Source organism: Brevibacterium sp. OS20 (assembly GCF_056837565.1).
On sequence record NZ_CM166367.1, the window covers coordinates 1,273,614 to 1,287,738 of the forward strand.

The 14,125-nt window shown below is 64.0% G+C and carries 13 protein-coding genes and 3 tRNA genes; 10 read left to right on the forward strand and 6 right to left on the reverse strand.

Features of this window, described 5'->3' with window-relative positions; all coding sequences use genetic code 11:
- Window positions 1-34: 34 nt before the first annotated feature.
- Window positions 35-946, reverse strand: a complete 912-nt coding sequence (rarD, locus tag ACVZTU_RS05500) for an EamA family transporter RarD (protein ID WP_139468592.1) — start codon at window positions 944-946, stop codon at window positions 35-37.
- A gap of 179 nt (window positions 947-1,125) precedes the next feature.
- On the opposite strand from rarD, the gene ACVZTU_RS05505 reads away from it, so the two are divergent.
- Window positions 1,126-2,544: an FAD-dependent oxidoreductase gene (locus tag ACVZTU_RS05505; RefSeq protein WP_139468591.1), complete on the forward strand. Its 1,419-nt coding sequence runs from the start codon at window positions 1,126-1,128 to the stop codon at window positions 2,542-2,544.
- A 230-nt stretch (window positions 2,545-2,774) separates the two neighbouring features.
- Window positions 2,775-3,701 carry a GTP pyrophosphokinase gene (locus ACVZTU_RS05510; RefSeq protein ID WP_139468590.1) on the forward strand — a complete coding sequence of 309 codons (927 nt, stop codon included), beginning with the start codon at window positions 2,775-2,777 and terminating at the stop codon, window positions 3,699-3,701.
- 95 nt (window positions 3,702-3,796) lie between these two features.
- Here ACVZTU_RS05510 and ACVZTU_RS05515 read toward each other — a convergent pair whose 3' ends face one another.
- Window positions 3,797-4,288: a YajQ family cyclic di-GMP-binding protein gene (locus ACVZTU_RS05515; protein ID WP_167194552.1), complete on the reverse strand. Its 492-nt coding sequence runs from the start codon at window positions 4,286-4,288 to the stop codon at window positions 3,797-3,799.
- 160 nt (window positions 4,289-4,448) lie between these two features.
- Between ACVZTU_RS05515 and ACVZTU_RS05520 the strand changes: the two genes are divergently transcribed.
- Window positions 4,449-4,530: transfer RNA gene (locus tag ACVZTU_RS05520), tRNA-Tyr, on the forward strand.
- Between the two features lie 135 nt (window positions 4,531-4,665).
- A complete protein-coding gene (locus ACVZTU_RS05525) occupies window positions 4,666-5,196 on the forward strand; it encodes a DnaJ family domain-containing protein (protein ID WP_139468588.1) in 531 nt (176 codons plus the stop codon).
- Here ACVZTU_RS05525 and ACVZTU_RS05530 read toward each other — a convergent pair.
- From ACVZTU_RS05530 to ACVZTU_RS05540, 3 genes are all read right to left on the reverse strand, one after another.
- Entirely contained in the window at window positions 5,111-6,490 is a 1,380-nt protein-coding gene (locus ACVZTU_RS05530; protein WP_446655877.1) for an acyltransferase family protein, read from the reverse strand. The genes ACVZTU_RS05525 and ACVZTU_RS05530 overlap by 86 nt on opposite strands.
- Before the next feature lie 139 nt (window positions 6,491-6,629).
- Complete coding sequence (locus tag ACVZTU_RS05535; protein ID WP_446655876.1) at window positions 6,630-7,844, reverse strand: M20 metallopeptidase family protein; 1,215 nt, start codon at window positions 7,842-7,844, stop codon at window positions 6,630-6,632.
- A gap of 71 nt (window positions 7,845-7,915) precedes the next feature.
- A complete protein-coding gene (locus ACVZTU_RS05540) occupies window positions 7,916-9,088 on the reverse strand; it encodes a hypothetical protein (protein WP_139468585.1) in 1,173 nt (390 codons plus the stop codon).
- A gap of 149 nt (window positions 9,089-9,237) precedes the next feature.
- Here ACVZTU_RS05540 and ACVZTU_RS05545 point away from each other — a divergent pair, with 149 nt between their 5' ends.
- The 4 genes from ACVZTU_RS05545 (at window position 9,238) to ACVZTU_RS05560 (ending at window position 11,658) form a co-directional block, all read left to right on the forward strand.
- Window positions 9,238-10,038, forward strand: coding sequence for a glycerophosphodiester phosphodiesterase (locus tag ACVZTU_RS05545; protein ID WP_139468584.1), 801 nt, complete (start codon window positions 9,238-9,240; stop codon window positions 10,036-10,038).
- 134 nt (window positions 10,039-10,172) lie between these two features.
- A tRNA-Thr gene (locus ACVZTU_RS05550) sits at window positions 10,173-10,245 on the forward strand.
- A gap of 27 nt (window positions 10,246-10,272) precedes the next feature.
- A tRNA-Met gene (locus ACVZTU_RS05555) sits at window positions 10,273-10,346 on the forward strand.
- Between the two features lie 121 nt (window positions 10,347-10,467).
- On the forward strand, window positions 10,468-11,658 hold the full coding sequence (locus ACVZTU_RS05560) for a M20 metallopeptidase family protein (protein ID WP_139468737.1): 1,191 nt from the start codon (window positions 10,468-10,470) through the stop codon (window positions 11,656-11,658).
- On the opposite strand, the gene ACVZTU_RS05565 is transcribed toward ACVZTU_RS05560, so the two are convergent.
- Window positions 11,644-11,823: a hypothetical protein gene (locus tag ACVZTU_RS05565; protein WP_139468583.1), complete on the reverse strand. Its 180-nt coding sequence runs from the start codon at window positions 11,821-11,823 to the stop codon at window positions 11,644-11,646. The genes ACVZTU_RS05560 and ACVZTU_RS05565 overlap by 15 nt on opposite strands.
- 280 nt (window positions 11,824-12,103) lie before the next feature.
- On the opposite strand from ACVZTU_RS05565, the gene ACVZTU_RS05570 reads away from it, so the two are divergent.
- The gene (locus ACVZTU_RS05570; RefSeq protein WP_139468582.1) at window positions 12,104-13,063 is read left to right on the forward strand and encodes a prenyltransferase/squalene oxidase repeat-containing protein; all 960 of its coding nucleotides are present in this window, start codon (window positions 12,104-12,106) and stop codon (window positions 13,061-13,063) included.
- Window positions 13,039-14,106: an intradiol ring-cleavage dioxygenase gene (locus ACVZTU_RS05575; protein ID WP_482401558.1), complete on the forward strand. Its 1,068-nt coding sequence runs from the start codon at window positions 13,039-13,041 to the stop codon at window positions 14,104-14,106. Before ACVZTU_RS05570 ends, ACVZTU_RS05575 begins: the two co-directional genes overlap by 25 nt.
- The last annotated feature ends 19 nt before the right edge of the window (window positions 14,107-14,125 follow it).

A 14,125-nucleotide genomic window follows, 5' to 3' on the forward strand; every position in this document is an offset into this window, starting at 1 on the left:
CCGCCGTCAGGTAGCAATAGAGAGGTGTCGGGGGTCAGCGGCGCCGGCTGTGGCGGATCATGTCCGTGCACAGCAGGATCACGGCGATCCAGATGACGAAGAACCCGATCCAGCGGGTCGTCGACATCATCTCGCCGAGCACCGTGACGCCGAGGGTGAATTGGATGGTCGGAGTGAGGTACTGGAGCATGCCCACCCAGGACAGCGGGATGCGGCGGGCGGCGGCGCTGAAGAGGATGAGCGGGATCGCGGTGGCGGGCCCGGTGATGATGATGACGAAGACGTGCCAGCCGCCGAAGCCGGTGAACGTCTGCAGTCCCAGCGAGCCGAGGGCGATGAGGTAGATCGCCGAGGGAACAGCGAGGACGAGACTTTCGACGGCCATGCCTTCGAGCGCGCCGACTCGGCTGCCGACCTTGTTCTTCACCAGCCCGTAGAGGCCGAAGGACAGGGCGACGGTGAACGCGAGGTAGGGGACTCGGCCGAGGCCGATGCCGACGATGATGACCGCGAGCAGACCGAAGCCCACGGCAGTCCACTGCAGCGGGCGCAGCTTCTCACCGAGGAAGATCACGCCCAGGCCGATGGAGATGAGCGGATTGAGGTAGTAGCCGAGTGAGATCTCGACGAGCTGGTTGGTTTCGACCCCGTAGATGAACGTCGTCCAGTTGATGGCGATGAGCACCGAGGCCAGAAGCAGCAGGCCGAAGAGGCGTGGTGAGCGCAGAATCTGCCAGGTGCGCAGGAATCCGCCGGTGAAGACGAGGAGGATGGCGCAGAAGACCAGTGACCAGATGACGCGATGGGAGACGAGTTCGAGGGCGCCGGTGGGAGCCGCGGCGGCGAAGAGCAGCGGCATCACACCCCACAGCAGGTAGGCGGAGAATCCGTTGATCAGGCCGGCACGGCGGATTGCGCTCTCATCGGGGGCAGGGTTCTGGCTCACATGTTTCAGTCTAGTGAGGGTTGGGTTCGGGGGAGCCGGCGGGATCGCCGGTGAGATGGCAGGGCGGTGAGGGGTGCAGTCTGCCGACCGGGCGGCGGTGATGCGAGTTTGGTCACGTCATTGTAAGGATGACCTACATTGACGATAGACTCGATGGGACTGAATAGAGAGGTGTGAGAATGACTCGTCCCTTCCGGGTGGCCATCGTCGGCGCCGGTCCTGCTGGGATCTACGCGGCCGATCTCATGACAAAGGCGGAACGTGATTTCGATCTGAGCATCGATCTCTTCGATCGTCTGCCGACTCCCTTCGGGCTCGTCCGCTACGGCGTCGCTCCCGACCACCCGCGGATCAAGGGCATCATCAACGCCCTGATCAAGGTCCTCGACCGAGGCGACATCCGCCTGTTCTCCAATGTCGAGTACGGAGTCGACCTCCACCTCGAAGAGCTCACCGACCGCTATGATGCGGTGATCTTCTCCACCGGCTGCTTCGTCGACGCCGCCCTCGACCTGCCCGGCATCGATCTGCCCGGATCCTACGGCGCCGCGGACTTCGTCAACTGGTACGACTCGCATCCCGACGTCCCGCAGTCCTGGCCGTTGGACGCCGAACGCGTCGCCGTCATCGGCAACGGCAATGTCGCTCTCGACGTCGCCCGCGTGCTGGCGAAGCAGGCCGACGATATGCACACCACGGAGATCCCCGATCACGTGTACGAGGGGCTGAAGTCCTCGAAGGTCACCGATGTCCACATCTTCGGCCGTCGCGGACCGGCTCAGGCGAAGTTCACGCCGCTGGAGCTGCGCGAACTCGGCGCCGTCAAGGACGTCGACCTCATCGTCTACCCGGAGGACTTCGAGTTCGACGAAGGGTCGATGCAGGCGATCGAGTCGAGCAACCAGACCAAGCAGGTCGCGAAGACGCTCACGGACTTCACCATGCGCGAACCCACCGGAGCGAAGCGGCGTCTCCACCTGCACTTCCTGCACTCACCGGTCGCCATCCTCGGCGAGGACAAGGTGACGGGGCTGCGCACCGAACGCATGGAACTCGACGGCTCCGGCGGAGTCAACGGCACCGGCAGCTTCCACGATTGGGAGCTCGATGCCGTCTACCGTGCCGTCGGCTATGCGGGCACTCAGCTGCCGCAGCTGCCCTTCGACGATCGCAAGCGTGTGATCCCGAACCACGAGGGTCGCGTCGTCGACTCCGATGATCAGACCACGGCCGCCGAAGCCGATGTCGTTCAGGGCGTGTACACCACCGGGTGGATCAAGCGCGGACCCGTCGGACTCATCGGCCACACAAAGGGCGATGCGCTCGAGACCATCGGCCACATCCTCGACGACCGTGCCGCCGGTGTGCTCACCGAGCCGGTGTACCCGGACGAATCGGCCATCATCGAGCTCCTCGAATCCAAGGGCGTCGACTTCGCCGATTGGGAGGGCTACCACCGCGTCGAGGCCGCTGAGAAGGCGGCCGGCGAGGTCGAGGGCCGTGAGCGCATCAAGCTCGCCACCCGTGAAGCCATGCTCGCCGAGGCGCGTGGACACGTCACCGCCGAATCCGTCGGCCAGCCGTCCGCAGGCAGCTGAGCCTGCGGAGCATTTCGCGACATTTCCTCCACTCCTGGGTCATCTGGCACCGGCAGTGACTTCTCGCCTCGTTGCAACGGGGAGACGAGTCGCTGCCGGTGCCTGATGCTTCCACCACGTAGAGTCGGAGACGTCCAGATCACGCCAGCGCACACCAAGTCATGCCCGCGTGCAGCAGATCGCACCAGCGAGCGTGGACCATTGCACCGAAGGCCGGCAGGGGAGACCGCGTGAGAAACGAATCGCAGCTCAAGACGATCGTCGAACGTGCCTATGTCGAACGGCTCAACGCCTGGCAGACGGCGGCGGTGCGGATCAAACACTGGCTGACCGAACAGCAGAAGGGCCTGCTCAAGGACAAGGACATCTCCCGCCTCGACGTCGATGGCCATCGGATCAAGGACGCGGCACGGACCCTGGCGAAGCTGACGGAGAAGACCGACGACGATCCGGATCTGACGATCACCTCCACCGAGGATGTCGAAGACCAGATCCGCGACATCGTCGGCGTCAAGGTGCTGTGCAAATCACCGCGCGATCAGTCGATGATGTTCGCCGCGCTGCGCGACCCCGATCAGTTGGGCGCCTTCGAACTCATCGAGTGGAAAGACTATACGGACCCGCCGAAGGCCAGCGGGTACCGCGCCTGCCACGTCATACTGCGCATTCCTTCCGACCAGGGGCCTCCTGTCTTCGCCGAGATCCAGGTCAAGACCCGGCTCCAGGACGCCTGGAGCGAACTGACACACGAGGACATGTACAAACCCGGCGCGGCGATGAAGCCGAGCAAGCTGCACGGCGAATTCGCCCGTGCCATGGCGAACATGCTCGCGACCGTCGATGACATGGCCGATACCCTGGCCGTCGAGCTCACCGCGCTGACGAACCCGGAACCCGTCGTCGAACTCGACGAACTGCGGGAACAGGACACGGGCATCGACGTCCGGGTCCGCGCGACCGGCCCGAAATACGCGCTCGCCGTCGACGGTTCGGGACGGCAGGGGCTCATCCCAGCCTTCGCCATCCGTCGCCTCAGCGGCCAGAAGGGCACCATCAAGGTCAACGATTTCATCCACCTCGACGATCGCCTCCGGGCCAGCGTTGAAGAAGACTCGAAAGGTCTGTACTACATCCCGCTCGAGCTCCCCGTACACTGACCAGCCTCTTTCGGGGCACAGCGTTACGGGCGAATACGATACCGGCCCGGTCCGCACTCAGCAGTGCGGACCGGGCCGGCGTGGTGCGCTGGCGATCAGCGGTAGTTCGTGAACTGCAGGTCGACGTCGAGGTCCTGTCCCTTGAGCAGAGCGATGACTTCCTGCAGGTCGTCACGCTTCTTCGAGCTCACGCGCAGCTCGTCGCCCTGGATCTGGGCTTTGACGCCCTTGGGGCCCTCGTCGCGGATGATCTTCGAGATCTTCTTCGCATTGTCCTTGTCGATGCCCTCCTTGAGGGACGCATCGATGCGGTACTCCTTGCCGGAGGGGTACGGTTCGCCGTCTTCCAGGGACTTCAGCGAGATTCCGCGCTTGACCAGCTTCGACTGGAAGACGTCGAGAATGGCCTTGACCCGGTCCTCGCTGTTGGCTTTCAGCTGCACGGCTTCGCCGCTCCAGGCGATCGACGCATCGGTGCCGCGGAAGTCATAGCGGGAGTTGATCTCCTTCGCGGCCTGGTTGAGTGCGTTGTCGGCTTCCTGGCGGTCGACCTTGCTGACGATGTCGAATGAGGATTCGCTGGCCATGAATGCTCCTTTGTCTGCGATCGTTGATGCCCGTCGGAAACGGGCGTGGCTGTTGCCCCCGAGTCTAGTCGAGGCCCCGAACTGTGATCTGCGTCTACCGAGTTGGAGATTCGGGTCCGAGCCTTGTATTCTTTTCAGGTGCTCATCGAGCGCCACCTGCGGCAGATTGCCCGAGCGGCCAAAGGGAGCTGACTGTAAATCAGCCGGCATTGCCTTCATAGGTTCGAATCCTATATCTGCCACGCAGAACGGAGAAGCTCCGTGACCGAGAGGTCACGGAGCTTTTCTCGTTTTCCGCGCTTTCCCTTGCCCGGCGCCCGGCCGACGCCTACCGTGTGAGGACAGGGTGGAAATGCTCCGCCGAGGAGGGCGAACCGATGAGCGATGACACGGATGACACGCAGTCGCCTCGGCGTCTGAATTCGCTCGAGGACCGAAACGCTGTCGTCGAATCCGCTCTCGACCGAGCCATCAAGCGTGGTGATTTCGATGATCTGCCGGGTCTGGGCAAGCCGTTGTCCGGGTTGCACAGCTCATCTGATCCTGATTGGTGGATCAAGCAGAAGATGGATACCGAAGGCATCAACGGCGTCGCTCCGGAGGCGTTTCAGCTGCGCAAGGAGAACGCCGTCCTCGAAGACACGGTCGACGCTTTCTCCACCGAGTCCGAGGTCCGCGACTACCTCGCCGGCTTCAACGCCCGGGTGCGCGAGGCCGTGATGGATCTGCGCGACGGCCCGCCCGTGTTCACTCCGCCCCGCGATGTGGAGAAGGAGATAACCGCATGGCGGCGGCGTCGGAATGCGAAGAAGAACGACACCGTCACCGAGGCGGAACCGGGGGACCATCCCGCCGCTCCGGAATCGGTGGGTTCACCTCGGCGATGGTGGCATCGTTTCCGTCGCTGATGCGGGAACGAGCGGTGGCGCTGTCTTCAGTGAGGTTGACTGCGATCGTGGTGCACACCAGGCCGAGGATGGCCAGTGGCAGGTCGAGTCCGTAGCTCGAGATCGCCAGGGATTGGACGACGAAGAGGGCAACGGCGGTGACGGTGACGGCATCGGAGGGCCACCTCGGGGAGAGAACCGGGCGGGGGCTCTCCCAACGTTTCGTGATCGTCGAGATCGCCCACACGACGAGCAGGACGGCGATGACGAAGACCGGACGCGTCAGCCACCAGGCTCCGGTGCCGGGATCGGGCATCGGCAGCCACAGCAGCTGGACTCCGGTGAGCAGGACGATCGCCGGCACGTGCCATAGGTAGACGGACATGAGTCGGCTGCCGAGGAAGAACACGATGGCCTGGGCGAAGCGACGGTCCATGATCGCTGTCAGCGGTCGGTGGAGCAGGGTCAGCAGGGCGGCTTGGATGACGGCGAGGACGGCCAGCGGCAGGGTCGGCGGCCATTGGTTCGTGAGCATGGACGCCGAGTACTCCCCGAGGATGACGAGCAGTCCCAGGCAGGCGAATCCGGCGACGATCATGACGAGGTTCCACCAGCGGAGACGGGAGAACCAGCCGTCGCGCAGGCAGAAGCCGATCTGCTGGGCGAAGAGCCAGACGAAGCCAACGTTGGGCAGTCCGAAGAGTTCGTCGCCGATGCCGTAGCCGTCGGCGGGGATCCGATCGAGTCCGAGGCTTTGGATGCCGACGACGAGGCGGACGACGTCGACGAAGAACGCTCCGGCGAAGAGGACGACGAGGGCCAGCCACGGATTGCGTTCGTGCCAGCGGATCATCCAGGGTGCCAAGGCCTGGGCGAGAGCGTACGCGGCGAGGAACCACAGGACGGAACCGACGGGGACAGCGATGGCATCGGCCAAGTCCGGGTCGACGCCGAGGACTAGGACGGCGGTGAGAGCAGCGGTGAGGACGATGAATAGCGGCAGCGCCGGAAGCGCGAGGCGTCGCAAGCGGGTGCGGACGAAGGTCGAAGCCGATTCGCCGCGACGTTGTGCCGATTCCCAGCCGACCTTGGCCGCGAATCCACCGACGACGAAGAACATCGGCATGATCTCCGCGATCCAAGTGGCTGGGGCGAACCAGCGCTCGCCGGAGACCGGGTTGATGATGAAAGGTGAGCCGTCCGGGTTGCGGCCGACCCCGACGAGCAGGAGGTGGACGAACACGACGACGAGCACACAGACGACGCGGGCGAGGTCGAGGGTGAGATCACGGTGGCGGGGGATCGAAGTGGTCACAGTGTCTACGGTAGGTGGGTTCGCGCCTTGGCGGGTGGCGACGATGTGTCAGATCAGTTGCATCGCTGCGGCGGGGGAGTGCGGGCCTGCAAGCGTGTTGTTCGCCGGCAGCCGCACAGCGTCGTGCTTCCCCGCGCGGCTATGACATTCGCGTCGCCTTCGCCAGTCGTTCGATCGCGAGGTGAGCAAGAAGCGCCGCTTGATCGCCGAGAACCGAATCGTCGAAGATGACGAAGGGGGAGTGGTTGTTGCCCTGGCGCTCTGCTGGAACGTCCGTGCGCTCGGCGCCGAGCATGAGATACGTGCCCGGCACCGCGGCTAAGACGAAGGAGAAGTCCTCACTCGGCATGATCGGCTGTTCGAGGAGCTTCACCCGATCCTCGCCGAGAAGGACTCGGAGTTCTTCCATGGCCCATGCGGTCTCGTCATCGTCGTTGACCGTGACCGGGTACTGGACATCGAAGTCCACTTCGGCGCTGCATCCATGGGCGGCGGCGATGCCGTCGGCAAGCTGCTTCGAGCGGGTGCGGACGATGTCGAGTGATGAGTCCGACAGTGTGCGCACAGTCGCACCCAAGGTGGCCGAGGCGGGGATGACGTTGATCGCGTCCGAGGCGCTCAACTGGGTCACGGACAGCGCGATGGGGTCGAAGGCGTCGATGCGGCGGCTGACCATATTCTGCAGGGCCGTGACGAGTTCGGCCAGCGCCGGCACCGGATCGACGGCGGTCTGCGGTTGGGAACCGTGACCGCCGCGTCCGTGGATCGTCACCCGCAGTGTGTTCGAACCCGCCTGGAGGGTGCCCGGGCGGGTGGCGACCACGCCGCGCGGACCGGGGAGCACATGCGCCCCGAATGCAGCGATCACCCGCGTCCCGGCTGCGTCGAGCACGCCTTCGTCGATCATCACCGACGCTCTGTTCCAGCCCTCTTCCCCGGGCTGGAACATGAGGACGATGTCCCCGACAAGCCGGTCGCGCAGAGCGTGAAGGAGTCGCGCGGCTCCGACGAGTCCGGCTGTGTGCAGGTCGTGGCCGCAGGCGTGCATGCATCCGTTCGTCGAGGCGAAGGGCTCATCCGTCTCCTCTGTCACTGGAAGGGCGTCCATGTCTCCGCGCAGCAGCACCGCTGGAGCGTCGGCCGGTCTGTTCGGATGGGTTCCGCGCAGAACGGCGATCACCGAGGTGGTGCCCTCACCCGTGGTCACCTCGAGGTCGAGGCCGGACAGGGCGGCCAGGACCGCCGCCTGCGTGCGGGGCAGGTCGAGACCGATCTCCGGGTCCGCATGGAGGGAACGCCGCAAGTTCTGGAGCTCAGGGAGCAGGGTCTGTCCTTGTGCGATGAGATCGTGCATGGGGTCCTTTCGTATGAGAGCCCGGGGTGTGCCGAGGGCCTGGGGCTGGCGGGAATTGGGGCCGGTCGGGATCAGAGCATACTGACGAGGACACTGGCAATGACGACGGACCCGGCGCTGACCGAGGTGAATCCGCCGACGAGCATCGGCGGGAGCATGACATTGAGCAGCGCTTCCTTTTCGTCGTCGTCACGGGCAATGGAACGTGCTACCTCGTTGGTGAGCAGATAGTCGGCAGGGAAGCCGTACATCGCCGTCAGCGCCACTGACACTCCCAGTCCAGACTTCCAACGCAGAAGCTTCGTAGCGACGAATCCGCCGAGGACGATGCCGGCGCCGCCGACGATGAGGATCGTGATGGTAGGGACGAATGCGTTGATGACGTCCTGCACCGAGGCGGTCACCAGCGGGGCCATGACGATGGCGATGACGCCGGCCATGGCGATGCCGAATGAGTTCGACCGTTCCATGGCCTTATCGGGGGACAAGCCCACCGCGGTGGCGAGAATGCCGAGGACCAGTGCGAGGATCGACGACGGAATATGGGTTGGGACCGCCAGCAGTGTCGCTGCCGATCCGCCGACGAGAATGAGGAAGAGCATGAAAAGCTGATTGTCGACGAGGAAGTCGGGAAGGTTGACGAGTTTCTTCTTCTTGGCGGCTTCCTCCTCTTCCTGGCTGTGGGCGCGCGCGAGTTCCTGAAGTTCTCCGCTGTCGCGCAGCTTCTTTGCATAGCGACGCAGAAAGTAGTTCGTCAACGGCATCGAGGGCAGTGATTGGAGCATCAGAACAAGCGCGGGAAGAACGATGATCGACGAGGCGGCGCCGTGCGCCGTCAGCCCTTCCGTCGTCAAGCTGGTGGCGACGATGCCGCCGGCCAACGGCCCGGAACCGGCCACGAAAGTTTCGAAGCCGAAGAGCGGGGCCACGACAGCCAGGATGAGCAGGACCGCCACGAGCATGCCCGAGACTGCGATGATGACCGAACGCCATTGCTTGAGCATCACGCGCAGAGGGATGAGCGACCCCATATGGAAGAGCAGCGGCGCGACGAGGAACGAGTAGGCCTGAAGCAGCAGAGAGTCATCGATGACAGTCTCTGGGACTACGCCGATCTTGGCGAAGATGAAGATGCCGAGCATCGCAACCAGAAGGCTGGGGACACGCGCCTTCGACCAGATCGATACCAGCTCACCGAGCGCGATGAAGGCGAGGACGATAGCGGCAGCGTAGACAGCTTCCATGGTGTGCCCTTCGAGTTGGGAGTGTGATGCTTCCCACAACCTATCCGTTCAGAATCGGTCTGTGTGGGATTCGACTGGAGTTTCCGATAGTTGGGACTTCTGACGTTGTGCAGGCAGTGGAATGAGGGCTCAGGGCATAGGCTGAAGCCATGAGTTTTCTGCAGTTCCTCCACGAACGGGGCATCGTCGAGCGCCCCGGATCCGGAAGCCGCCCACTGGTGATCGCGCACCGCGGCTATTCGGCTGTTGTGCCCGAGAACAGTCTCGCCGCTGTCGACGCCGCGCGTGCCCTGGGTGTCGACTTCATTGAGGTCGACACCTCGACCAGCGCCGACGGTGTCCCTGTCATCCTCCACGATCCGGATCTGGACCGAACCACGAATCGCAGAGGTCCCGTCGTCAATCTCACCGCAGAAGAGCTGTCGTTCGTCGACGCCGGCTCGTGGATGGGTCCGGGATTCAACGGAGTGCGCATCCCGACCCTGTCGGCCGTGATGAGGGATATCCAGCACCGAGGCGGCGAACTCCTCCTCGAGCTCAAGGGCGAGTGGTCGTCGGGTGCGGTGGCGAGGATCTCGGAGCTGGTGGTGGAGACCGGCATCGCCGACCGGATGATCGTCCAGTCGTTCAACATCGAGACGCTGGAGACCTGTCGGGACATGCTGCCGATGGTGGCTCGCTTCCTTCTGCGCATGGTGCCCAAGCCTGAAGACATCGAGATCGCTCGCGAACTCGGTGCGGTGGCGATCAATCCCTCGTACAAGGGATTCTCGATGCGCAAATCGGTCGTCACCGAGATCATGGACAACGACCTCGGTGTCTTCGTCTGGACTGCCGACGAGATGAACGAATGGCGGGAACTCCTCGGTGCCGAGGTCGATGGGATCATCACGAACCACCCAGGTCGACTGCAGGGATTCCTCGCAGGGCGATTCGACCCGGTGAAATAGACATCTTCGCTGGTGACAGTGATGCGGGGCAGGGCCCGGTGGGAGTTTTCGCCTCCGGCTCCAGGGCGTGTGAGTGACGTCACTGATATCCGATTTGCCCAGAGCGAGCGAACCCGTGTAAATTCTTACCTGTTGCCCCGATAGCTCAGTCGGCAGAGCATCTCCATGGTAAGGAGAAGGTCAAGGGTTCGATTCCCTTTCGGGGCTCTCGTGCCGCCTAGAATGCGGTGCTGGGGCGGGGTAGCTCAGCTGGTTAGAGCGCACGACTCATAATCGTGAGGTCGGGGGATCGAGTCCCCCTCCCGCTACCGATCAACTCCCTCATCAGGATGACGAATCCGATGGGGGAGTTTCTGTATTCGGGAACTCCCCGAGACGGTATTGCGCGACTCCTTCCGGCCGTGCCAGTCTTGCCGAGTGAAGCACACAATGACTCCCGATTTCACCAGCGAATCCCACGCACTTGCCGATGACCTGCGCGAACTGCGCCGCGACCTGCACCGGGACCCCGAAATAGGACTCGATCTGCCGAAGACCCAACGTCGGATTCTCGACGCTTTGGAAGGTCTGCCGCTTGAGATCACGCTCGGTCAGGAGCTCAGCTCGATCGTAGCCGTCCTGCGCGGAGCGCTCCCCGGCCCGACGGTGCTCCTGCGCGGGGATATGGACGCTCTGCCCGTCGACGAGGCGACCGGACTCGACTTCGCGTCGACGAATGGGAACATGCATGCCTGCGGGCATGATCTCCACGTTTCAGGACTCGTCGGAGCCGCGAAGCTGCTGTCCGCTCATCAGTCCGAGTTGAAAGGCACGGTGGCCTTCATGTTCCAGCCCGGCGAGGAGGGGATGGGCGGGGCGAAGATCATGCTCGAAGAAGGAATGTTCGACACCATCGGCCAGAAGCCCGATGCGGCTTACGCGATCCATGTGGCACCGGGGGTGCCGGGAACCTTCGTGACCAGACCGGGCACGATCATGGCAGGGGCGAATACTCTGCACGTGACGATGCACGGCAGCGGAGGCCACAGCTCGCGACCGGAGGATGCTGTCGACCCGGTGCGTCCGATTCTCGAACTCGGACAGGCGCTGCAAACGATGGTCACCGGATCATTCAGCGTGTTCGATCCCATCGTCGCCCAGGTGACGCAGTTGGAAGCGGGGGAGGCCGTCAATGTCATCCCCGCCTCGGCGAAGCTCGGAGCCTCTGTGCGCACGCTCTCCCTCGAGTCGACGCGAAGGTTCCCCGAGCGCGCCACACAGTTGGCGGAGTCGATTGCGGCCGCACACGGGTGCACGGCCGAGGTGGTGTGGACCGAGCAGTATCCCGTCACGGTCAACGACGGCGCCGAAGCCGACTTCGCTCTGAGAGTTCTGGCCGATCGTTTCGGTGCCGAGCGGGCGGTGCAGGTGCCGGACCCGCTCATGGGTTCCGAGGACTTCTCCTTCGTGCTCGAGCAGGTGCCCGGTGCTTTCATGTTCTTCTTCGTGACGCCCGAAGGCATCGATCCGGGGTCGGCGGCAACGAACCACTCGCCGGAAGTCCAGTTCGACGATGCGCACCTGCCCGACCAGGCTGCGGCGCTCGCAACCCTGGCCTGGGAGCGGTCACTGCGCGGATGATCGGGTCGGTTCCGCCTCATCGGTCGAGCCTGTGGGAAAGCCGGAATCCTCAGGTTTCGGAGTCGACCGGAGCGCAGTGACGATCATCGCGATGAATAGGATCAGTCCGATGAGCACCGCGAGGCCGAGGAGGATGAGAAGAATGATTCCGATTGAGAGGGTCATTTCACTCCTTCGCTGTGTAACAGCTTGATGCGATCAACACCGCCGACGATACTGCGCTTGGGACTGCCCTTCCATGGGGATATCCCGAAGAATTCGTTCTGTGCCACTGCCGGTCGCAGCTCGCAAGGGTGATCGGGCGTGCTCAGCGGTGTCAGCACGGCACCAAGCGCCGCCTCGGCGATGAATCATTCATCTGTCTTCCACGGACCCGGGGTATGGTCTTCACGCGATTCGGCGCCTACTCTCGAAGTGACTGTTCGACCGACGTGGGAGATCGACGATGATCAGCACAGAACTGTCCGATTGGCTCCTCGACTCGGACCCGGCCCTGCGCTGGCAGGTCGAACGTGACCTGCTCGGAGCAGAGGAGACGACCTGGCAGGAGACCCGCGCACGCGTGGAACACGAAGGCTTCGGCGCAGAGCTGCTGGCCTATCAAGACCCGGACGGACAATGGGCAGGCGGGGCCTTCTTCCCCTCCGACTTCGCATTCGACGACGAGGGATCACAGCCGTGGACTGCGACGACGTGGGCTCTGAAGGACCTGCGCGAGTGGGGACTGACCTCCTCGGCGTTGGAGGGAACGGCAGAGAAACTCGAATCCGCACGTTGGGAATACGAGAACCTGCCCTACTGGGGCGGTGAAGTCGACGTCTGCATCAATTCCTGGACGCTGTCGAACGGCCTGTGGCTCGGCGCCGATGTCGACGGCATCGTCGACTGGTTCCTGGGCCACCAGCAGCCCGACGGCGGATGGAACTGCGAATGGGTCGAAGGCTCGAAGGTCTCGTCGTTCCACTCCACCCTCAACGCCCTCGTCGCGCTGCTCGACTATCAGCTGGCTACGCGCGACGCCGCCCGTGTGCAGGAGGCCCGAGCCAGGGGAGAGGAGTACCTGCTGTCGCGGGACCTGTTCCGCACGCGCAGCACCGGTGATCCTTTCGACGGCCGTGCCCTCGCTCTCTTCCACCCCCGACGCTGGTTCTACGGAATCCTGCCCGCACTCGACTACTTCCGCGAAGCGACGAGCGCGGACGGAAGCGCCCCTGACCCGCGAATGGAAGAGGCAATCGGGAAGGTCCGAGCCAGACGCTCCGACGACGGCACCTGGACTCAGGACCACCGCCTTGACGGCGACGTCTGGTTCCACGTCGACGCTCCGGTCGGCGAACCCTCGAAATGGGTGACCCTGCAAGCCCAGCGAGTCCTCGACTGGTGGGACGGAACACAAACCGACTGAGCATCCACAGCCGCGGCCCAGAAACGCCACAGTCCCACGCCAGAGCCGGTCACCACGATGGTGTCATCACACATCATCGAAGGAAGGACAGCTCATGGCTCGCGTACCCGAACCGGACCAGACCCCCCAACGGACCCGCCTACGAAGGCAGGCTCCTCGACCGTCCCGACGAGGAGGTCGTCGACCAAGGCGCCTCCTTCGACATCCGCACCCTCTTCAGCCGACGAGGAGTACTCGGGCTCGTCGGCGCCGGCGTCGGCACCATGGCCCTGGCCGCCTGCACCTCCGGGGCCGCGGGATCGACGAAATCGAGTTCGAGCGGCAGCGGATCGGTCACCGAGATCCCCGACGAAACGGCCGGTCCGTATCCGGCGGACGGATCGAACGGACCGGACATCCTCGAAGACTCCGGAATCGTGCGTTCGGACATCCGCTCGAACATCGACGGGACCGACACCGTCGACGGTGTGCCCCTGACATTCACCCTCAAGGTCACCGATATGGCCGGTGACAATGCTCCATTCGAAGGCGCAGCCGTCTACGCCTGGCACTGCGACGCTCAGGGCCGTTACTCGATGTACTCCGACGGCGTCGAAGACGCGACCTGGCTGCGCGGCGTCCAGGTCGCCGACTCAGCAGGAGAAGTCACCTTCACCTCCGTCTTCCCCGGCTGCTACTCCGGTCGTTGGACCCACATCCACTTCGAGGTCTACCCGGACGTCGATTCGATCACCGATGCCGAGAACGCCATCGCCACCTCGCAGATGGCCCTGCCCGAAGACGCCTGCAACGCAGTCTTCGCCCTCGAGACCTACGACGGATCGGCGAAGAACCTCTCTGCCATCTCCCTCGACGACGACAACGTCTTCGGTGACGACGGAGGAGAGCACCAGCTCGCCACGATCAGCGGCGACACGGACTCCGGATACACCGCCACGCTCGATGTTCCCGTCGACACCGACACCGAACCGACCGGCGGCGCAGCCCCGGGAGGCGGCGGTGAAGGACAAGCTCCACCCGACGGCGCCCCCGAAAAGCCCTGACAACTCCGAGAAAGGCTCA